The sequence below is a fragment of the Shinella sp. M31 genome (assembly GCF_049199205.1).
In the GTDB taxonomy this organism is placed as follows: domain Bacteria; phylum Pseudomonadota; class Alphaproteobacteria; order Rhizobiales; family Rhizobiaceae; genus Shinella.
Genome location: NZ_JBLZPH010000004.1, coordinates 1 through 20326 on the forward strand (window position 1 = coordinate 1; position 20326 = coordinate 20326).

Genomic DNA, 20326 nt, shown 5'->3' on the forward strand with positions numbered 1-20326 from the left:
CGACAGGACAGGCACGGGAACGCCGGTGTCGATCGCCGCCTTCAACGTCCAGCGCCCTTCGCCGGAATCGGAGACGCGGCCGCCATAGGCGGAGAGCTGCGGGTCCTGTTTCAAGGCGTCCGCTGTCAGGTCGAGCAGCCAGGAACTGATGACGCTGCCGTGCCGCCAGACTTCCGAGGCCGCCGCGAGGTCGATGTCGAACTTGTAATATTGCGGGTTCGGCAGGGGGCTGGTTTCCGCGTCCACATCGCGCGGCCTGTTGCCCGCATTCGCGGCCTTGAGAATGCTCATGCCTTCGGCATAGGCCGCCATCATGCCGTATTCGATGCCGTTGTGAACCATCTTGACGAAGTGGCCAGAACCGCTCGGCCCGCAATGGAGATATCCCTGATGCGCCGTGCGCATGCTTTCGCTGAAGGCCGGAGCGGCGGCCGCATTGCCGGGGGCGAGGGTTGCAAAAACCGGGTCGAGATGGCGCACGGCCGTCTCCGGCCCGCCGATCATCAGGCAATAGCCGCGTTCCAGGCCCCGACGCCGCCGCTTGTGCCGACATCGACATAATCGATCCCCTTGGCGCGCAGCTGCTCGGCCTTGTCCACGGCGTCGTGATAGTGGGAATTGCCGCCGTCGATGATGATGTCGCCGGGGGCCATTACGGCGGCGAGCCTGTCGACATTCGCTCCGGTGATCGCGGCCGGGAGCATCAGCCAGGCGCAGGCCGGCTTTTCGAGCCTGGCGACGAATTCCTCCATCGAGGCGGTACCCGTGGCCCCCTCGGCGACCAGGGCCGCGACGCTGGCGGGGTTGATATCGTAGACGACGCATTCATGGCCCCCACGCAACAGGCGCCGCACCATATTCGCGCCCATCCTGCCCAGTCCCATCATTCCGATCTGCATAGCGTGTCCTTTCGAGAAAGCCGGCCTTCTTCAAGGCATGTCCGACGCGCCGACCGCGACGGAGACATCCATATTCGCCCAATGGCCGCTCTCCGGCCAGAAGAAGGTGAAGACTGTACTCTGTCCGGGCTTCAGGTCCGCGGCCGGTAGGTCGAGCCGCAGCAGCTTCCCGTGAGGTCAGCAGAACGAGCGTTGGGACGATGCGTCTTGTAGAGTTGGTTCTTCGGTAGGCGGGATGCGAGGCAGGTGTGCAGCTCGCGCGTCAGGCAGGATGCGAAGCGAAAACGACGGCTGAACGGGTGGCAGGAGGGTAAGGAACACCGCCCGGTGAAAGCCAGGCGGTGTCGTATCGCGGTCTTTGCCTGTTATCCCACCGAGAAGGGCACGGTGACGAATGTCTGTTCGTCCTGGCGCTGGACGAGCAGCAGCACGGCCTTGCGTCCGGCCTTGCCGGCCTCGGCTAAGGCACTCTTCGCCTCGCGCGCCGAGTTTACCGGCTTCTGGTTCACCGAGAGGATGACATCGCCGGGTTGCAGGCCGGCATCGGCGGCCGGCCTGTCCGGATTGACACCTTCGACGACGGCGCCGTTTTCACCCTTCGGCAGGCCGAGCGACTGGCGCATGTCCGCTGTCAGGTCGCCGAGCTGGACGCCGATGGTCGGTATGCGCTGGCCGGCTTCGCCCGACTTGCCGCCGGCATCGGCTAGAACCTGCCCGCTACCATCGTCGTTCGTGCCGATGGTGATCGTCAGGTCCTTGTCGGCGCCGTCGCGCCAGACCGTCAGCGCTTGCTTCTCGCCGGGCGAGAGATCGGCGACCATGCGCGAGAGATCGCGCGGCGAGGTTACCGCTTTGCCGCCGAGCGCCGTGACGACGTCGCCGGAGCGGATGCCGGCCTTGGCGGCGGGCGTGCCGTCATCGACCCGCGCCACCAGCGCGCCTGCGGGCTTGGTCAGGCCGATCGCATCGGCAACATCAGCGGTCACCGGCTGGATCTGCACGCCGATGAAGCCGTGTTCGATCGAGCCGTCCTTCATCAGCTTGGCGACGACGGTCTGCGCCTGATCGGACGGGATGGCGAAGCCGACGCCGACGCTGCCGCCGTTCGGCGAATAGATCGCCGTGTTGATGCCGACCACCTTTCCATCGATCCCGACGAGCGGGCCGCCGGAATTGCCATGGTTGATCGGCGCGTCGATCTGGATGAAATCGTCATACGGGCCGCTGTGCAGGTCGCGACCGCGCGCTGAGACGATGCCGGCGGTCACCGTCGTGCCGATGCCGAACGGATTGCCGATGGCCAGGATCGGATCGCCGGCGCGCAGCTTGTCCGACTGTCCCCAGTCGATGGTGGCAAGCGGCTTGTCCGTCTCGATCTTCACCACGGCGAGATCGGACTTCGGATCGGCCCCGACGAGCTTGGCCGGCAGTTCCGTGCCGTCGTCGAGCGTCACCTTGATGGCGCTCGCCTTGTCGATGACGTGGTTGTTGGTGACGATATAGCCGTCGCGCGTCAAGACGAAGCCGGAGCCGAGCGCCTCGGCCTTGCCGCTCTGGCGCTGGTCGGGCACCGGCATCTGCCGCTCGCCGAAGAAGTCGCGGAACTGCTGGTCGAAGGGGCTGTCGCCGCCGAAGGGCGAGGTGCCGTCGGCGGAGGCGTTCTCGGCCTTCAGCGTGGTCGTGATGGTGACCACGGCAGGCTTGTCGGCCGAGACGATGGCCGCAAACGAGCCGTCCGCAAGGGCCGAACCGAAACTTTGCGGCGCGGCCGCCTGCGCGACCTGCGTGCCGAGAAGGCTGGAGGCGGCCACGGGCACCACCAGCAGGGCAACGCCGAGAAGCGCTGCGACACGATACCTTTGAAGAACTCGGGGCTTTTCAAGAATTCTGGTCATGGTCGTCTTCCTTTGTTCGGCGCCTCGGTGCCTTCCGCCGGCGCCGGAGCGCACGAAACCGGACCGCAGGTGCAGGGCGGCCGATCTCGTTTGTGGTTGATGGAAATCGCGGCGGCCTCCAGGGCGAGGCCCAGCCTTGACGCCGGCCCTAGAGCGGAGGCGGCGGAATTCGTCCGGCGGGCGCGGGGTCGCCCGCCGGTTGGAGGCGTCAGCTCATCCGGGGAACATCCCGATTGAGTTCGCGGATGTCGCCCTTGAGGCGCAGGAAGGTGGCCTTCGGGATTGCGCCCCTGTGCATATCGGCAACCGCCATGGCGTGATTGCGGATGCTGCTGGCCTCCCCTTCGAACCTGCGTGCAGCGCTTGCCGAAAGCTTGTGCATGGCCTCGTCCCGTTCGATCTTCCTGTCGGTCGCGCGGATTTCGGCGAGGATCTGGCTGAGACGCGGCTTGTGGACCTGCGTCGGCGTAACCATGGCGGGCGTCGGCTGGACGAGCGGTTCGGAATCGTGTCCGCCCGTGTTGATGGCGGAGCCCTGGTGCCCGCTGGCGGCAAAGGCGCCGCCGGTGGCAAGCGAGAGCGCGATGGTGGCGAAAGCGATGGTTTTGAATGTCGAGCGCATAATGCGTATCCTCGATGAAATGGGGAATTTTCGTCCCCGGCAGGCTGTCCGGTGTCGTCGCGTCGCGGTTGCTTCCCGCCGGCGGCATCCAGCCTGTCACCATCTATAAGCCCGCCGACTGGCCCCGGTCATGTTACAATTAAATAAAGTTTCGGCCGGCATTTCTGCCAAAGTATTGCCCGGATTGAGGAATTCTCCTGAACTGAAGTCCGAAAAACGGCTTTCCATTCATAGGCTTGCCGAAAAATGCGCCGCGCGTAAACGATCCCCGGCATGACGGATTTGTAATCTTTCGCCCACCGCGCCTTGGCCCATCGACGGTGCGTCGAGCTCTTCGCCGTTCAGGGCCACAACAAAGCGCGAATTCTTGCGGGATTGAAAAGCGCTTTCGGAGCGTCTGTCTGACGAGTAGGGCTTGATGGTCCTGATTCAGATAGCCGCGGCGGGCCGCTATGAAGTTTCTGGCCAATGACACCTGTCTTGCGATGCACTGCACGGAACCGCAGCCACAGCTTGGCGGCCGCGGGCCGATCGTGCCGAAGGGCAGGGTGCTGGGTGGCGGCAGCACGGTCAACGCCATGGTCTATATGCGCGGACAGGCGGCGGATTATGATCGCTGGAATGCCGCCGTCACCGCTCCGGGGGCAAAAAACGACGGTGCTTGGTCGTACCGGGACCTCTTGCCCTATTTCAAGGCGCAGGAGGATAACGATCATCTGACCGGCGAATTCCACGGCGTCGGTGGCGCGCTCAAGATTTCCAATCTCGGCCACACCAGCCCCATGACCTTCCCTATCCGCTTGCCAGGCACGCGCTGCTCGGCATGACCAAGGCGCTCGGCATCGAATATGCGGGGCAGGGCGTGCATGTGAACGCGCTGGCGCCCGGCTATGTACGGACACAAAAGGTTGTCGATTACTGGAACAGTTTCCCCAATTCGGCCGAGGTGGAGGCGGCGACGATGCGGTTGCATCCCGGCGGACGGATCGCGATGCCGGAGGAGATCGCCAGGGCCGCGTTGTTCATGATTTCGGAGGAGTACCCGTTCATGAATGCGACCTGCCTGACGGTTGATGGCGGGATGACGGTGCTCCATCATCCCTGAGCGGGCGGCGAGCGCGGCCAGCGATGGAGAGTTGTGTCACGACATGATCAGGCCACCGTCGACATTGATGGTCTGGCCGGTGATGTAGGCCGCGTCGGCGGAGGCGAGGAAGGCGACGAGGGCGCCGACCTCCGCCGGCGTGCCGGCGCGGCCCATCGGAATGCCCTCGACCCATTCGGCCATCAGTTCGCCGGGGCCGTATTCGCCGAGCATCTGGCCCCAGACGCGGTCGTTATAATCCCACATCTCCGTGTGGATGATGCCGGGGCATATGGCGTTGGCGGTGATGCCTTCACGGGCGAGTTCCTTGGCGAGGCTCTGGGTGAGGCCGACGACGCCGAATTTCGAGGCGGCGTAGTGCGGGGTGTAGATGAACCCCTGGCGGGCCTGTCCGGAAGCTGTGTTGATGAGGCGGCCCTTCGTGCCGCTGGCGCGGAAGCGGCGGATCGCCTCCTGGCAGCACAGGAAGACACCCTTGGTATTGACGTCGAGATTGAGGTCCCATTCGCGTTCGGTCAGGTTCTCGACCTTGGCGATGGTGATGACGCCGGCGTTCTGCACGGAAACGGAAATGGCGCCGAGTTTGGCTTCGGCCTCGCCATAGGCCTCCTGCACGGCTTTGGCGTCGGTCACGTCAAGCGCGAGGCCGAGAATGTCAGCGCCGGTCTCTTTGGCGAGCGCGGCGGCAGCGTCCGCCGTGTCTTTTTCGATCGCGGCAATCGCGACTTTCGCGCCCTCTTCGGCAAAGCGCTTGGCGACACCGCGGCCGATGCCCTTGTTGCCCCCGGTGACGAATACGGTCTGGCCTGCAAAACGTGTCATGGTCTTTTCTCCATAGTGCGCAGCAGGCCATTGTCCGATCCGGGATGGATCAGGCCGTGAGCCGTGCCGCGGTGAACTTGTCGGTGACGAGTACATCGATGACGCCCAGTTTCAGGGCGCCGGCGATGGCTTGGGTTTTCGATTCTCCGCCTGCAAGCGCCATAACGCGGGCGGTTTTGCGCAACTCCTCCAGCGAGAGGCCAATGACGCGGTCGTTCAATGGCGTTTCGACCGGCTTGCCGTCCTGGTCGTAGAAGCGATAGGAAATCTCGCCGACGGCGCCGGCCTCATGCAGCATCGCCATTTCCTGGCGGGAAAAGGTGTTGCCGGATCGGGCAAGAAGCTCCGATGGTTCCACCGCGCCGATGCCGACGATGGCGAGGCTGAGGCGGCCGAAAAGATCCATCGTCTCGCGCACCACCGGGTCCGCCAGCATGACCAGCTTGGCTTCGCGCGAGGAGGTGATGCCCTGCACGAGAAGAAGCCGTGGCTCGCCGCCGGTCAGCCGCGCAAGACGGGCGGTCAGCTGCGTCGCATGCGTCTGGACCGAGGCGTCACCCATGCCGCCCAGGATCTGGACGATGTATTTGGCCTTGGCGTTTTTCAGCGGGTGAATGTTGTCCACCATGCGCAGGATCGTCTGGCTCCAGCTCGAAACGCCGACGATTTCATCCTGCTGCAGGGTGACTTCGAGGAAGTGTGCGGCCGCTTCGCCGATGCGCGCCATGATCGCGCCGTCCCGGTCTTCCGAACAGTCGACGACGATGGCTTCGGTCAGGCTATAGCGCTCGCGCAACGCGGTTTCCAGGTCGGCAAAGGTGCCGGCCGGCGGGATGACCGTCGTGCGCACGATGTCTTCCTGCTCCGCCCGTTTCAGCATGCGTGAAACGGTGGCCTGCGACATATGCATGAGCTCTGCGATCTCAGCCTGCCGCTTGCCCTCGATGTGGTACATCTGGGCAATGCGGGCAATCAGTCGTAACTCGTTGAGCCGTCCCATGAAGCCTCCAAGTGTGAATTTTTATTCACTCATAGAGGAAGGACCCGAGACGGTCGAGCGGTAGATTGCGTCCCGCCAGACGAGCAGGCGATCCGCGGCATCGGAGACGTTTGGAGCGATGGTATTCACGGCGCGCGGCAGCGTGGCGATGGTCGCGAGGTCCGGCCAGATGCCCAGCGTCAGGCCCGCGAGATAGGCGGCGCCCAAGGCCGACGCTTCCGGCGCATCGCACTGGATGATGGGGTGATTGAGCGTATCGGCGACGCATTGCATCAGGAACGTGTTCTTGCTCGGCCCGCCATCGGCATAGAGACGGCCAAGGGGTGTCGGCGATTGCGACGACATGGCCTTGAAGACATCGTGAACCTGGAAGGCGATGCTGTCTGTCACGGCGCGCGCCATCTGGGCGCGGCTCGTATTGAAGGTGATGTCTGAAAACAGCGCCCGGGCATCGGAATGCCAATAGGGTGCGCCGAGGCCGACGAAGGCCGGGACGAAGCCGGGACCGCCGGCGGGGGCGGTTGCTGCAAGTTCGGTCAACGCCTGCACATCGGGAAGGCCGAGCATGTCGGCCATCCAGGGCAGCGACGCGGCGGAGACGAGGATATTGCCCTCGAAGGCATAGGTCGGCTGGCCGCCGATCGACCAGGCGATGGTCGTGGTGACGCCCTGTTGCGGGGCGATGAAGCGCGGCAGGGTCGTCATGATCGACGAGCCGGTGCCGAAGGTCACCTTGCCGTCGCCGGGATTGAAGGCGCCGTGGCCGAAGAGCGCGGCATGACTATCGCCGATGGCGGAGGCAATCGGGATGCCGTCGGCAAGGCCGGGCACGTTCTTCGTGACGCCGAAGCGGGATGCGCTGTCACGGACCTCCGGCAGGGTGGATTTCGTCACACCGAAGAGATCACAGAGCTCGTCGCTCCAGACCTGTTCGTTAAGATCGTAAAGCTGGCTGCGGGCGGCATTGGCGGCGTCGCAGGCGTGCACGGCGCCGTCCGTAAAGCAATGGATCAGCCAGGCGTCGATCGTGCCGAGCCGGACCTTGCTTCCGGCGGGCACGCGGTCCAGCAGCCATTTCATCTTGGGGCCGGGGAACATCGGATCGATCGGCAGGCCGGTAAGTGCCTGGACCCTTGGCGCGTGCCCCGCCGCAATCAACTCGGCGCAAGCGGGTGCGCTGCGGCGGCACTGCCAGCTGACCACGGGACCGAGAGGCTTGCCTGTATCGGCATCCCAGACGGTAACGGATTCGCGCTGGTTGGAGATCGCAATGCCGAGGATTTCGACAGACGGCGCGGCCGCAAGGCAGGCGGCGATGGCTTCCTGCACGGATTGCCAAAGCCGCAACGGGCTCTGCTCGACCCAGCCCGGCTGCGGATGCTCGATGCCAACGGGAGACGAACCGCGCGCCAGAATATTGCCGCTCATGGAAACGAGGACGGCCTTCGAATTCGTGGTGCCCTGGTCGATGGCGAGAATGGCGGTCGTCATGGCGGCTCCGGTCGGCGGAAGAAGAGGAGGGCGCGGCATCGGGAGGTCTTGCCGCGCCCGGCACGAAATCTAGACGCCCACGATCAGGTGCGGGAAGATTTGCGCGCGATCAAGTCCATGGCGGCCTCGGCGATGCCGGCGGGCGACATGCCGAATTCGTCGAGCAGGAATTCCGCCGAACCGGTGGGCGGGAAGATGCCGGGAACACCGAGGATCTTCATCGGCACCGGGCTTTCGGCCACGACGACCTCGGCAATGGCCGAGCCGAGGCCGCCATAGACCGAATGTTCCTCGGCGGTGAGAATAGCGCCGGTGTCGCGCGCGGCGGCCACCACGGCTTCTACGTCGATCGGGCGTACGGTCGCCATGTTGAGGACGCGCGCCTCGATGCCTTGTTCAGCGAGGATGGCAGCTGCCTTCACCATGCGATGCGTGACCGTGCCGTTGGCGATCAGCGTGATGGCGTCGCCGTCGCGCAGCAGGTTGGCCTTGCCCAGCTCGAATTTATGGCCTTCCGGAAGCAGGTCCGGCACGCCGACGCGCGAAAGCCGCAGGAACACCGGGCCGTCATAGGATGCCGCCCATTCGACGGCAGCGGCCGTTTCGATGGAATCGCAGGGCGCGACCACCGGCAGGTTCGGTAGCACGCGCGTCCAGGCAAAGTCTTCGATGGAATGGTGCGTCGGGCCGAGTTCGCCATAGGCCATGCCGGAGGAAATGCCGATCAGCTTCACATTGGCATTGGAATAGGCGATGTCGGCCTTGATCTGCTCCAGCGAGCGGCCGGTCAGGAAGCAGGCGGCGCCGCAGACGAAGGGCAGGAGGCCGCCATTGGCGAGGCCGGCGCCGACGCCGACCAGCGCCTGCTCGGCAATGCCGACATTGACGAGGCGTTCGGGCCACTTCGCCTTGAAGCCATTGAGCTTGGAGGAGCCGACGGAGTCGTTGCAGACGGCGACGATCTTGGGGTTTTCAGCGCCCAGGCGTTCCAGCACGGCGACGAAGGCGTCACGGCAATCGTGAAGTTTGGCGGAAGGCGTTACGGCGTTCATCACAGGGTCTCCGAAAGCTCAGCGACGGCAATCTTATATTGTTCGGCATTGGGCACTTTGTGGTGCCAGTCGACCTTGTCCTGCATGAAGGAAATGCCGTGGCCCTTGTTGGTGTGGGCGACGATGCAGTGCGGGCGGGCGCCGCGCTTCTCGAGCGCGGGGACGATCTCGTCCATGGCGTTGCCGTTGATCTCGGTGACATCCCATCCAAAGGCTTCGAGCTTGGCCGGGAAAGGCGCGAGATTGTTCGTGTCCTTCAGCGATGCACCCTGCTGGAAGCGGTTGTGGTCGATGATGAGTGTCAGGTTGTCGAGGCCGAACTGCGCGGCCGAAGCGATGGCCTCCCAATTGGAGCCTTCCTGCATCTCGCCGTCGCCCGTCAGCACATAGGTACGATAGGCGGCACCGGTCAGCTTGGCGGCTTTCGCGATGCCGACGGCAACCGGCAGGCCATGGCCGAGCGGGCCGGTATTGGTCTCCACACCCGGCACCTTGTTGCAGTTCGGGTGGCCGTTGAGGCGCGAATGCGGCTTCAGGAAGGTTGCGACCTCTTCTTCCGGAATGAAGCCGCGCTTGGCCAGCGTCACATAGAGGGCGAGCGCCACATGGCCCTTCGACAGGATGAAGCGGTCGCGGGCGGGATGCTTCGGCTGATCGGGCCAGATCCTGAGCACGCGGAAATAGAGGGCGGTCAGGATGTCGATTGCCGACATCTCGCCGCCGATATGGCCTGCGCCAGCTTCAAAAACCGCTTGCAGATCGCGAAGGCGGATCTGTCGAGCGATGCGGTCGAGATCGTTCGGCTGCATGAAATCCTCGTTGTGAATAAATATACATTGGTAGATATATTTGCATGAATTGATTTCAAGTCAAGCGCAAATAGCGGTAAAGACGGTCGAAAAATTCCACAGCGTCGCCTTGACAGGCCTCGGTGGGTTGCGTTACGAATTTACACACAGTAATGAATATTTATTCGAAGACAAACGCTGAGCCGCGGACGACCGGGAGGAATGCTCATGGTGGCGGATGTGAAAGAACGACAGGGGTTCGCCGGCGGCATGTTGCCGTCGCTGCGCGGTGCCACCGGGCCGCTGATCGGCCTTATCGTGCTGTGCCTCTTTCTCACCTTTGCGACGGACAAGTTCCTGTCGGTGCGCAATTTCCTGAATGTGCTCGACCAGGTCACGGTGCTCGGCGTCATGGCCGTCGGCATGACGATGGTCATCCTGATCGGCGGTATCGACCTGGCGGTCGGCTCGGTCATGGCGCTGGCCATGATGGTGCTCGGTTATCTCAATGTCACGGCCGGTGTGCCGATGGGCATCGCGATCCCGCTCGCCTTGCTCGTCGCGTCGCTGAACGGTTTGGTCGCCGGGCTTCTGATCACGCGTTTCAACGTGCCGGCCTTCATTGCGACGCTCGCCATGATGTCGATCACGCGCGGCCTGGCGAACATGATCACCGACGGCCAGCAGATCATCGGTTTCCCCGCCTGGTTCAACATGATGGCCATCGTGCGTTTCGGCGGCTTCCTGACGCTGACCGTCGCCGTGATGGTCGTCGTCTTCATCGTCGGCCTGCTTTATCAGCGCTACCGTCACGGCGGCCGCGTGCTCTACGCGATCGGCGGCAATGCCGAGGTTGCGCGTCTTGCCGGCATCAATGTCCAGCGTGCGACCGTGCTCGTCTATGTCGTGTGCAGCTTCCTGGCCGGTCTTTCGGGCATGGTGCTCGCCGCCCGCCTCGACTCCGTTCAGCCGTCTTCCGGCGTTTCCTATGAGCTCGACGCGATCGCCGCGGTCGTCATCGGCGGCACGTCGCTGTCGGGTGGCACGGGCGGTATCGGCGGCACCATCATCGGCGTGCTCATCATCGGCGTGCTGCGCAACGGCCTCAACCTGCTCAGCGTCTCGCCCTTCATGCAGCAGGTCATCATCGGGGCCGTCATCGTGCTTGCCGTCACGGCCGAAACCTATCGCAAGCGCAAATAACGACTTTCACCCCCGCGGCCCAAGCGGCGGGGTAGAGAAAACCGTCCGCAATCCTGCGGATCGGCAAAAGGGAAGGTGGTGTTCTGGGAGACAGGCACCGCCGGGTAACTTGGAGGAGAAACCATGACACTGTCCAAACTGCTGATGGCGGCAACCGCTGCTTCCGTGCTCGCCCTTCCGGCCTCCGCTGCCGAAGTCAAGAAGATCGGCCTCGCTGTGCCGAACCTGCAGGCCGACTTCTTCAACCAGATCAAGCTCGGCGTTGAAAAGCACGCCAAGGAAAAGGGCATCGAAGTCGTCGTCGTCGATGCGAAGAACGACACCAACACCCAGGTCAGCCAGGTGCAGGACCTGATGACGCAGGACATCAACGCCTTCATCTACATCCCGGCTGGTGCCGCTGCTGCCGCCGTCCCGACCCGTCTCGCCCGCGAAGCCGGCATTCCCGTCATCAACGTCGATCGCACGCCCGAGGGCGCGCCGGGTGACACGTTCATCGCCGGCGAAAGCGTCGAGTCCGCCTACGAAGTCTGCAAGTACATCATCGGCAAGGCCGGTGGCGCGGGCAAGATGGCGATCATCCACGGCCAGAAGGGCACGACGCCGGAAGTCGATCGCTTCACCGGCTGCAAGAAGGCCATCGACGAGAACAAGGGCGTCGAGCTGGTCGACCAGCAGTGGAGCAACATGTGGTCGGCCGACGAAGGCTTCACGATCGCGCAGAACATGCTGCAGGCGAACCCCGATATCACGATCATCTTCGGGCAGGCCGATGGTCTCGCGATGGGGGCTGCCAAGGCCGTCGACGTTGCCAACCTCTCGGACAAGGTGATCATCGGCGGCTACGACGGTGACGTCTCCGCACTCGAATACCTCGCCAAGTGCAAGGGTCCGTTCATCGCGACCGCGACGCAGAGCACGCAGAAGATGGGCGTTCTCGCCGTCGAATCCGCGCTCGCCGTCGCAGCCGGCCAGAAGGTGGAAGAGCGCCAGACGCCGAACGCCGTGCTGACGACCTGCGAAAACGCGCCGGAATTCGTCAAGAGCCATCCGTAATCCGGGCTCATAGCAGAAAGGCAGCAGCGCCATGACGAACCGCTCTCCCATCCTGTCGCTCCGTGGAATCCAGAAATCCTACGGCCCGATCAAGGTGCTCCACGGTGTCGATCTCGACATCTATCCGGGAGAGGTCGTGGCGCTGCTCGGTGAAAACGGTGCCGGTAAATCGACCTTGTCGAATATCATTTCCGGCACCGTCCAGCCCTCCGCCGGCGAGATGACCTGGCTCGGCAAGCCCTACGCCCCCGCCAAACCCCGTGCGGCGATGGATGAGGGGGTTGGCATGATCCACCAGGAACTGAAGCTTCTGCCGAAGCTCTCCATTGCGGAGAATGTCTTCGTCGGCCGCTATCCCATGAAATCGGGCCGCCTCGACCGTTACGCCATGGAAGAGCGCGCCCGCGCCGGCCTGCAGCGCCTCGGCCTCGATGTGTCACCGGACCGTCTCGTCGAAGGTCTTTCGACCGGTCGGCAGCAGCTGATCGAAATCGCCAAGGCGCTGACGCTGAATGCACGCCTGCTCATTCTCGACGAACCGACGGCGGCACTCGGCGGCGAGGAGACCCAGCTTCTCTTCCGTCAGATCGAGCGCCTTAAGGCCGAGGGCGTCGGCATCATCTATATTTCCCACCGGCTCGAGGAAATCCGCCAGATCACCGACCGCATCGTCGTGATGCGCGATGGCGCCAAGGTTCAGGAATTTGACCGTGGCGACGTGCCGATCCGCACCATCGTGGAGGCGATGGTCGGGCGCTCGCTGGAGCGCATGTTCCCGGCACTGCCCACCCCGACGAATGAGGTGACGCTCGAAGTGCGCGGCCTGTCCTCGCCATCGAGGGCCTTCCGCGACATCAATTTCTCCGTCCGCAAGGGCGAAGTCTTCGGCATTGCCGGCCTGATGGGCGCCGGCCGTACCGAACTGGTGCGCGCCATCACCGGCGCAGACCCGATCGCGAGCGGCGAAGTGCTGCTGCACGGCAAGGCGGTGACGCCGCGTTCACCGATCGATGCGATCCGAAACGGCATCGTACTCGTGCCGGAGGACCGAAAGTTGCAAGGCGTCGTGCTTGACCATTCGATTGCGGAAAACATCGGTTATGCCAATCTCGGCGAGATTTCCCGCAACGGCTGGATTTCGTCGCGCCGCATCCGTGAATTCGCCGAGGATTACATCAAGCGCTTCGGCGTGAAGGGACGCGGCGGACAGAATGCCGGCGAGCTCTCCGGCGGCAACCAGCAGAAGGTGGTGCTGGCCAAGTGGCTGGCGCGCAAGCCGCAGGTGGTGGTGCTGGACGAGCCGACGCGCGGCATCGACGTCGGCGCACGTTCGTCGATCTACGATCTGATCGTCGGCCTGGCGCGCGAAGGCGTTACCGTCATCGTGGTCAGCTCCGACCTCGAGGAGGTGCTTGGCGTCTCCAGCCGCATCATGGTCATGGCACAGGGCAAACAGGCCGGCATCCTGAACCGCGAGGACGCCAACGACGTCTCGGTCATGGAACTGGCGACACTTTGAACAGGGAATAAGCAGCATGTCGGAAATCAAGCTCAACGCACCGAAATTGTTCGATCTCTCGGGCAATGTCGCCCTCGTTACGGGTGCCGGCAGCGGTATCGGCCAGCGCATCGCGATGGGGCTCGCCCAGTGCGGTGCGGACGTCGCCTTGCTCGACCGCCGGACCGATGACGGCCTCGCCCAGACCGCGGATTTCATCGCGCGTGCCGGCCGCCGCAGCATCCAGATCGCCGCCGACGTCACCAGCGGCGCGGCGCTGACCGACGCCGTCGCACGCAGCGAAGCGGAACTCGGCTCCCTCACGCTCGCCGTCAACGCGGCCGGCATCGCCAATGCCAATCCGGCGGAGGAGATGGAGGAGAGCCAGTTCCAGACGATGATGGACATCAACCTGAAGGGCGTGTTCCTCTCCTGCCAGGCCGAGGCGCGCGCCATGCTGAAGAACGGCCGCGGCGCCATCGTCAACATAGCCTCCATGTCCGGCGTCATCGTCAATCGCGGCCTGAGCCAGTGCCATTACAATGCCTCCGAGGCCGGTGTCATCCACATGACCAAGTCTATGGCCATGGAATGGGTCGGCCGCGGTATTCGCGTCAACACGATCAGCCCGGGCTACACCGCAACGCCGATGAACACTCGGCCGGAAATGGTGCATCAGACGAAGCTGTTCGAAGAGCAGACGCCGATGCGGCGCATGGCAAATGTCGACGAAATGGTCGGCCCCGCCGTCTTCCTTCTGTCGGATGCCGCAAGCTTCGTGACGGGCGTCGACCTCTTGGTCGATGGCGGCTTCTGCTGCTGGTAGTCAGCGAACGGCTCGTCTTGCCGAACGTCACCAATTGCCGTTGATCAGCATTGAAGACCTGATCGCTGACACTCGAAACCCCCGGCTTGCTGAAGACCGAGGCGGGACGCGGAACGTTCGTTTCCGGTGGTCTCGACTAATCAGTGCGGCCAGGGCAGCGCACGACGGCGCGACGGTGGCTAGGTTGGGAGGGCAGCCAGAATGATCTTTCGATCATCGGCAACACCATTGTGGATCGTCTCTACCGAAGGAGACCATCCGTGTCGAACTCGTCCCAGCCGCGCAGTTTCGTTTCTTCTCTTTCAGTCGCTTGCTCATCTGCTTTTCGTTTCGATTTCTTCAATGAGCGTGTCAGTTTTGCCTTATAGGCCGCGCGCCGGCGGTTTTCCGCCTTTGCAGTTGCGTCTTCCTCGCGCCACTCGTCCGGAGCACCTCGATCGAGCAGATCGACAACGACCTTCGGGTCAAAGACATGGAACGTGATTTTCCGGGCTCGCCCTTGCAGTTTGACGGTTCGCGTCCCGGCGCTCGGGAGACGTCCGTCAGCCAACCAACGGTGTCGCTCGCTCGTCTTGATCGTCAGAATATCCTCGATTTCCCGTGGAATGACAGGCAGCGTTTCGATATCCTGGAGGGCGCGCGTGACGACTGCCGAGGCAATTTGAAAGTCGGTCTTCTCGCTGGCGCTCATCGCAAGGACCAGCTCTCCCGCGGCCTCCAGTTCGAGGGATTTCTTGGAAGCCTTGGGCAGCCTGGCGCGTATTTCGAGCAGAATGCCTTTCGCGCGCACGGACGAGCCAAGCGTAGCGTCGGGCGAGAGGGTCCAGGTCTTGAACAGCTCGATCTCGTTTTTCTCTTTTTTCGCCATTACCGTGAGATGGGAAGGACGCCGCGAAGCTTCAACGAGGACGGCCCGCTGAATTTGTCATTCTCGTTGATTTTCAGGGGGTAGACGAATGTTTGCGCGCATCTTTTACCCTGTCCGCGCGTTTTAACTCCGCCACATCGATAGGGAGAATGGGATGAGCAAGCGTGAACGGATCGATATCGGGGCCGACAAACGATATGCCCGTCGTAATGACGACGGCACGTTCAAGAAGAGCGCCGATGTCAGCCGGTCCTTGTCGGCCGACAATGACCCGAACGATCATTGTGCCAAAAATTGATCTCCGTTGAAGCTCGCGACCTACAATATCAACGGCATCAACGGGCGGCTCGACATTCTTCTCCATTGGCTGGAGGAGGCTGCCCCTGATGTCGTGTGTCTTCAGGAACTGAAGGCGCCCAACGAGAAGTTCCCGCGCCGCGCCATCGAGAAGGCGGGGTATGGCGCCGTCTGGCACGGTCAGAAAAGCTGGAACGGCGTCGCTATTCTAGCGCGCGGCACCGATCCGATCGAAACGCGACGCGGGCTTCCGGGGGAGCCGGGCGACGATCACAGTCGCTACATCGAGGCGGCCGTCCACGGTGTCGTCGTCGGGTGTCTCTATCTTCCGAACGGAAACCCAGTACCGGGGCCGAAATTTGACTACAAACTCCGCTGGTTCAAGCGCCTCCAGCAATACGGACAGGAGTTGCTCGATCTCGAGGTGCCTGTTGCTCTGATCGGCGACTTCAACGTCATGCCGACCGATCTCGACGTCTACAAGCCCGAACGCTGGCGCGATGACGCCTTGTTCCGGGTGGAGGTTCGTCGCGCCTATGCCGCTATGCTGAAGCAGGGATGGACCGACGCGGTTCGAACGCTCCATCCTGATGAGAGGATCTACACATTCTGGAAATACTGGCGAAACTCGTTCGAACGGGATGCGGGGCTGCGTATCGACCATTTCCTTCTCAGTCCGGCACTCGCGACCGGATTGAGGGCGGCCGGCGTCGATCGCTGGGTCCGCGCGCTTCCCCGGACAAGCGACCACGCACCCGTTTGGATCGAGGTCGATTGAGATGACCTCGAGGTCCCCGAGCGAAGGGTCCGACAAGATGGCGGAGGGGGCGTATCCCGATACGCCGGACGGACGCTACTTTGTTGTCGATGGTCGACTTTGGCGGAAAAGCGATCCCGAGCTTTCCCCATCGCGCCGCGAGGCTTTGGTGAAAGACCTTATGTCGGCGCGACGGGATGTTCGAAAATTCAAGAACGAACCGTTGCGCCTCGCCGAGGCGCGGTGTCGTGTCGATACGGCCAAAACCGCTCTCGGTGAGCGCGGACCGGTCTGGTGGACTGATGGAACCCCCGATTACAACCGGACCCTGGTCAAGAATAGCCCGTATGCGAGATGGTATCGGGATCTTGCGCGCTCATGAGGCCACCTTGATTATCTCTGAAGAAGGATCAATGGCTGAGCCGGAAGCGGCTGTTTCAAAACCAGTTCCATGCAAATGGCGATGCGAATGCGGGCAAGACCGCCTTGCCTCTTGCAACGGCATATGAAATGCCTAGTTCTCGTTGTTTCGACTGTGGCTCTAGAGCCAAAAGGTAGGGGTGTCTCTGACAGGGATGGTCGACACTGTTTCGTGCGCAACGGTTACCCAGATGATCGAGAACGGGGACTGGGACCATTCATTCCTCGGACCGCAGTCGCAATGGCCGGCCTGTCTGAAGGCGGCTATCGACATGATGCTTCCTTCTCACGCCCAGATCGTCATGTTCTGGGGCGAGCAGTATATTGCTGTCTACAACGATACTTATGCTCCGACGATCGGCCTGAGGCACCCCCGCGCCTTCGGGCGGCCCGCGCGCGAAAACTGGAGCGAACTCTGGGATGACCTCGAACCCCTGCTGGATCGGGTGCTTTATGGCGGGGAAACGGTCTCTGCCAAGGACCGGCCTTTCTATATCGAGCGTTACGGGCATCCTGAGACCGTCTACTTCGACATCTCCTATTCGCCGATCAGGGATGAAGGCGGCATAACGCGCGGCGTCCTCTGCATCGTGAATGAGACGACCGAGCGTGTGCAGTCGCAGAAGGCGCTGAAGGAAAGCGAAGAGCGCCTGCGTGCGCTGTTCTCGCAGTCCGCGGCGGGCATCGGTCAGACCGATCTCACAGGCCGATTGGTGCTGTCGAACCAGCGCTTCTCCGAGATGCTCGGATATGGAGACGGTGAGCTCGTCGGCAGGCAGTTCCAGGACATCACCTTTGCTGAAGATCGCCCGGAGGCGGAGCGGCTCTTCGAGCGGCTCGTCACGCTGGGTGAAAGCTTCGATATGGAAAAAAGATGCATTCGAAAGGACGGCGGCGTCGTCTGGACGGCGATCTCCGTCTCGCCGTTGCGCGATGACACCGGTGCGATACGCCAGATCGGATTTATCGCAATCGATGTCACTGCAGGAAAGTATGCTCAGGAGGCGGAGCGCCAATTAGCTTCGATCATCGCGTCATCGAACGACGCCATTCTTGCCATCGATCTCGACATGACCATCACCAATTGGAACGGTGCCGCCGAGAAGCTCTATGGATACGCCCGCGAGGAGGCCGTCGGCCAATCGGTCCTGATGCTCGTCCCTGAGGAGCGACACCACGAGGAGCCGGAGATCCTGCGCCAGGTCAGTGCCGGGAAGATCGTCGAACCCTATGAGACGCAGCGACGTCGGAAGGACGGCCGCCTGGTTGACGTGCAACTGAGCGTTTCGCCCATTTACGACAGCAAGGGGCGGGCAATCGGTGCATCGAAGATTTCTCAGGACATCACCGTCCGTAAGGAAGCCGAACGCCTGCAACAGGTCTTGTCGGGTGAGCTTAATCACCGCGTGAAGAACGTGTTCGCGACGGTCATTGCGATCGCGAGACAGACCCTCGATCGGGACGGACCCGGCAGGGTCGAAGTCGCGTCGTTCCAGGATCGTCTCACGTCGATGGCTCGGGCACATGACCTCCTCATCCACGGCAACTGGCAGCGCGCGGATCTTAAGGAACTGATCAGGCAGGTCCTGCAACCCTATCCGCCGGAGCGCTTCGAGCTCGCGGGCTGCCCTGTGTTGCTGCCTCAGAAGGCTGTCGTGTCGTTTTCGCTCGCCGTGCATGAGCTCGCCACCAACGCCGCGAAATATGGAGCCTTGTCGACCGCCGACGGACGGGTCGCGATCTCATGGGATTACGACGAACGAACTGCAAAACTCGATTTCCGTTGGGCGGAGCATGATGGCCCCAGGGTCGAACCGCCGGCGCGCAAGGGGTTCGGCTCGCGTCTTGTCGAAAGACTGCTCGCTGCCGAGCTGAACGGTCGCTCGACCATCCGCTTCGAGCCAGATGGCGTTGTTTGTGAAATCGAGGCTGTTCTTACCGAGCAGTCCGGATGAAAAGATGTTGGAAAATTGGCGACGACCGGCACGCCTAGCAGAACGATCTTCGCGCTCCGGTCCGTCGCATCGGCGCATGTCCATGGAACCTGAAGCTCTTCTCGGTATTAATACGAGCTTGTCCAACGACTGGGGCATTATGACGGGAAACGATCAGAAACGAACCAACGCTCAAGACGCCGGCGACCGTCTGGTTGCGCGGCATGAGCGCGAAGACCCTTTTGCTGCCGCGTTCAAGGCGACCCGCATGCCGATGATCGTCACGGACCCGAGCCAACCCGATAACCCGATCATCTTCTGTAACACAGCGTTCGAACGACTGACTGGCTATTCCAGCGAGGAAATCGTCGGCCGTAACTGCCGATTTCTCCAGGGCGCTGACACGAACCGGGAAACCGTCGCCCGTATCCGCGCTGCGGTCGAAGCCGGCTCCGACATTGCAGTCGATATCCTCAACTACAGGAAGGATGGCGAAGCTTTCTGGAACGCGCTCTTCCTGTCCCCCGTGCGTGATGACAACGACAAGATCGTCTACTTTTTCGCTTCGCAGCTCGACTTCACAAATGTCAGATCCCGCGAAGCCGATCTCGCGGCAGCACGACACCGCGCCGAGGAGGAGGTAGCCGCCCATACCGAAAAGCTGCATGCCGCGCTCAAAGCGAGATCGCTTCTGGTCCACGAGGTGGATCACCGCGTCAAGAACAACCTCCTGACGATGGCTTCGATCGTCAAGCTGCAGACCCGCATCACCAAGGACGAGGGACAGAAGCGCGCTTTGAGGTCAGTTCTCAATCGGGTGGAGGCCCTGAGTACGGTCCAGAGGAAACTGTTCACGCTGGATGACGTCTCGCGCTTCGATATTGCGGACTTCGCCAAAGAGATCGTCACCGATCTGGTCGGCGCCGTCGGCCGGGACGACATCCGCCTAACGCTCGATCTGCACCCCGTCTACGTTCCTGCCGTCAAAGCGACGCCGCTGTCTTTGATCGTCAACGAACTCGTCGGCGACGCCGTGCGACGGGGCCTGAGCGACGGCGGCGGAGATATTCATGTCGTCGTCAAGCGACTGAACGGGCATTTCCTGATCCGGGTCGAGGATACGTCGATCCCGGTTGAGGTCGATAGTGAAAGCGCCGAGATGGGCCGCCTCCTGCTCGAGACATCGGCCAGACAGGTCGATGCTCACGTTGAAAAGTCCGTGTCCGGCCACAAGACGATCGTCGAGGTGACTTTGCCCGTCGACGCCGCCCAGGAGAATTCGCATTGAAAGTCATGATCGTTGAAGACGAAATGCTGCTTGCCATGGAACTCGAACACGAGGTTGAAGCGGCCGGTCATGAAGTCACCAGCACAGCCATGAACCGACAGCAGGCGCGCGAGGCGCTGAACCGTCAACGCCCTGATTTCGCTTTCGTCGATATCCATCTCCAGGATGGCCCGACCGGAGTTGATGTCGGGCGCGATCTTGCGGCGTCAGGCATTCCCTATGTGTTCGTCAGTGGCAACCTTAAACGCATTCCCGACGACTTCGCCGGAGCGATCGGAGCAATCGAAAAGCCGTACACGTTGAACGGCATGAAAAATGCCCTCGAGTATATTTCCGGCGTCATCGCAGGAAACCGGGGCGCTGAACCTCCGGCCAGTCTTGTCCTTGCCGCAGATTGCGACATCGTTTCTCCTGGGCGACACGGATAAGAGCCGCCACGCTACTCTTGCTCGCCACGGATAATGGTGAACCCAGTTGGCCTCTTCGTGGCTGTGCGCCCGAAGTT

General features: G+C 62.5%; 18 protein-coding genes and 2 pseudogenes. 11 read left to right on the plus strand and 9 right to left on the minus strand.

Features of this window, described 5'->3' with window-relative positions; genetic code table 11:
* From gnd to ACOZKU_RS00510, 3 genes and pseudogenes are all read right to left on the minus strand, one after another.
* Positions 1-899, minus strand: a pseudogene (gene gnd, locus ACOZKU_RS00500) (phosphogluconate dehydrogenase (NAD(+)-dependent, decarboxylating)); the annotation flags it as partial.
* 365 nt (positions 900-1264) lie between these two features.
* Positions 1265-2794, minus strand: a complete 1530-nt coding sequence (locus ACOZKU_RS00505; RefSeq protein WP_421577192.1) for a DegQ family serine endoprotease — start codon at positions 2792-2794, stop codon at positions 1265-1267.
* A 208-nt stretch (positions 2795-3002) separates the two neighbouring features.
* Positions 3003-3416 (minus strand): hypothetical protein, encoded by a 414-nt coding sequence (locus tag ACOZKU_RS00510; RefSeq protein WP_421577194.1) that lies wholly within the window; start codon positions 3414-3416, stop codon positions 3003-3005.
* A gap of 485 nt (positions 3417-3901) precedes the next feature.
* Here ACOZKU_RS00510 and ACOZKU_RS00515 point away from each other — a divergent pair, with 485 nt between their 5' ends.
* Together ACOZKU_RS00515 and ACOZKU_RS00520 are read left to right on the plus strand one after the other, a co-directional pair.
* Positions 3902-4243 carry a GMC family oxidoreductase N-terminal domain-containing protein gene (locus ACOZKU_RS00515; RefSeq protein ID WP_421577309.1) on the plus strand — a complete coding sequence of 114 codons (342 nt, stop codon included), beginning with the start codon at positions 3902-3904 and terminating at the stop codon, positions 4241-4243.
* Positions 4195-4521 (plus strand): annotated as a pseudogene (locus ACOZKU_RS00520) (SDR family oxidoreductase); the annotation flags it as partial. The gene ACOZKU_RS00515 and the pseudogene ACOZKU_RS00520, both read left to right, overlap by 49 nt.
* A 36-nt stretch (positions 4522-4557) precedes the next feature.
* Here the strand turns inward: ACOZKU_RS00520 and ACOZKU_RS00525 are convergent.
* From ACOZKU_RS00525 to ACOZKU_RS00545, 5 genes are all read right to left on the minus strand, one after another.
* On the minus strand, positions 4558-5343 hold the full coding sequence (locus ACOZKU_RS00525) for an SDR family oxidoreductase (protein ID WP_421577195.1): 786 nt from the start codon (positions 5341-5343) through the stop codon (positions 4558-4560).
* A 49-nt stretch (positions 5344-5392) separates the two neighbouring features.
* Positions 5393-6343, minus strand: coding sequence for a sugar-binding transcriptional regulator (locus ACOZKU_RS00530; RefSeq protein ID WP_421577196.1), 951 nt, complete (start codon positions 6341-6343; stop codon positions 5393-5395).
* A 21-nt stretch (positions 6344-6364) separates the two neighbouring features.
* Positions 6365-7834: an FGGY family carbohydrate kinase gene (locus ACOZKU_RS00535; protein WP_421577198.1), complete on the minus strand. Its 1470-nt coding sequence runs from the start codon at positions 7832-7834 to the stop codon at positions 6365-6367.
* Positions 7835-7917: 83 nt separating this feature from the next.
* Complete coding sequence (locus ACOZKU_RS00540) at positions 7918-8886, minus strand: transketolase family protein (RefSeq protein ID WP_421577199.1); 969 nt, start codon at positions 8884-8886, stop codon at positions 7918-7920.
* On the minus strand, positions 8886-9695 hold the full coding sequence (locus ACOZKU_RS00545; protein ID WP_314091746.1) for a transketolase: 810 nt from the start codon (positions 9693-9695) through the stop codon (positions 8886-8888). The genes ACOZKU_RS00540 and ACOZKU_RS00545 overlap by 1 nt, the downstream gene beginning before the upstream one ends.
* 207 nt (positions 9696-9902) lie before the next feature.
* Between ACOZKU_RS00545 and ACOZKU_RS00550 the strand changes: the two genes are divergently transcribed.
* The 4 genes from ACOZKU_RS00550 to ACOZKU_RS00565 all read left to right on the plus strand — a co-directional run bounded on the left by ACOZKU_RS00550 (position 9903) and on the right by ACOZKU_RS00565 (position 14257).
* Positions 9903-10877, plus strand: coding sequence for an ABC transporter permease (locus tag ACOZKU_RS00550; RefSeq protein ID WP_421577201.1), 975 nt, complete (start codon positions 9903-9905; stop codon positions 10875-10877).
* A gap of 123 nt (positions 10878-11000) precedes the next feature.
* Positions 11001-11933: a substrate-binding domain-containing protein gene (locus tag ACOZKU_RS00555; RefSeq protein ID WP_244762290.1), complete on the plus strand. Its 933-nt coding sequence runs from the start codon at positions 11001-11003 to the stop codon at positions 11931-11933.
* Positions 11934-11964: 31 nt separating this feature from the next.
* Positions 11965-13452 carry a sugar ABC transporter ATP-binding protein gene (locus ACOZKU_RS00560; protein ID WP_421577202.1) on the plus strand — a complete coding sequence of 496 codons (1488 nt, stop codon included), beginning with the start codon at positions 11965-11967 and terminating at the stop codon, positions 13450-13452.
* A gap of 16 nt (positions 13453-13468) precedes the next feature.
* Complete coding sequence (locus ACOZKU_RS00565) at positions 13469-14257, plus strand: SDR family oxidoreductase (protein WP_421577203.1); 789 nt, start codon at positions 13469-13471, stop codon at positions 14255-14257.
* 241 nt (positions 14258-14498) lie between these two features.
* On the opposite strand, the gene ACOZKU_RS00570 is transcribed toward ACOZKU_RS00565, so the two are convergent.
* Positions 14499-15125 (minus strand): hypothetical protein, encoded by a 627-nt coding sequence (locus tag ACOZKU_RS00570; RefSeq protein ID WP_421577204.1) that lies wholly within the window; start codon positions 15123-15125, stop codon positions 14499-14501.
* A 154-nt stretch (positions 15126-15279) separates the two neighbouring features.
* On the opposite strand from ACOZKU_RS00570, the gene ACOZKU_RS00575 reads away from it, so the two are divergent.
* From ACOZKU_RS00575 to ACOZKU_RS00595, 5 genes are all read left to right on the plus strand, one after another.
* On the plus strand, positions 15280-15423 hold the full coding sequence (locus tag ACOZKU_RS00575) for a hypothetical protein (RefSeq protein WP_421577205.1): 144 nt from the start codon (positions 15280-15282) through the stop codon (positions 15421-15423).
* Between the two features lie 6 nt (positions 15424-15429).
* Positions 15430-16200, plus strand: a complete 771-nt coding sequence (xth, locus tag ACOZKU_RS00580) for an exodeoxyribonuclease III (RefSeq protein WP_421577206.1) — start codon at positions 15430-15432, stop codon at positions 16198-16200.
* A 590-nt stretch (positions 16201-16790) separates the two neighbouring features.
* Positions 16791-18554 (plus strand): PAS domain S-box protein, encoded by a 1764-nt coding sequence (locus ACOZKU_RS00585; RefSeq protein WP_421577207.1) that lies wholly within the window; start codon positions 16791-16793, stop codon positions 18552-18554.
* Positions 18555-18693: 139 nt separating this feature from the next.
* Complete coding sequence (locus ACOZKU_RS00590) at positions 18694-19821, plus strand: PAS domain-containing protein (RefSeq protein WP_421577310.1); 1128 nt, start codon at positions 18694-18696, stop codon at positions 19819-19821.
* On the plus strand, positions 19818-20249 hold the full coding sequence (locus ACOZKU_RS00595; protein WP_421577208.1) for a response regulator: 432 nt from the start codon (positions 19818-19820) through the stop codon (positions 20247-20249). Before ACOZKU_RS00590 ends, ACOZKU_RS00595 begins: the two co-directional genes overlap by 4 nt.
* Positions 20250-20326: the final 77 nt, after the last annotated feature.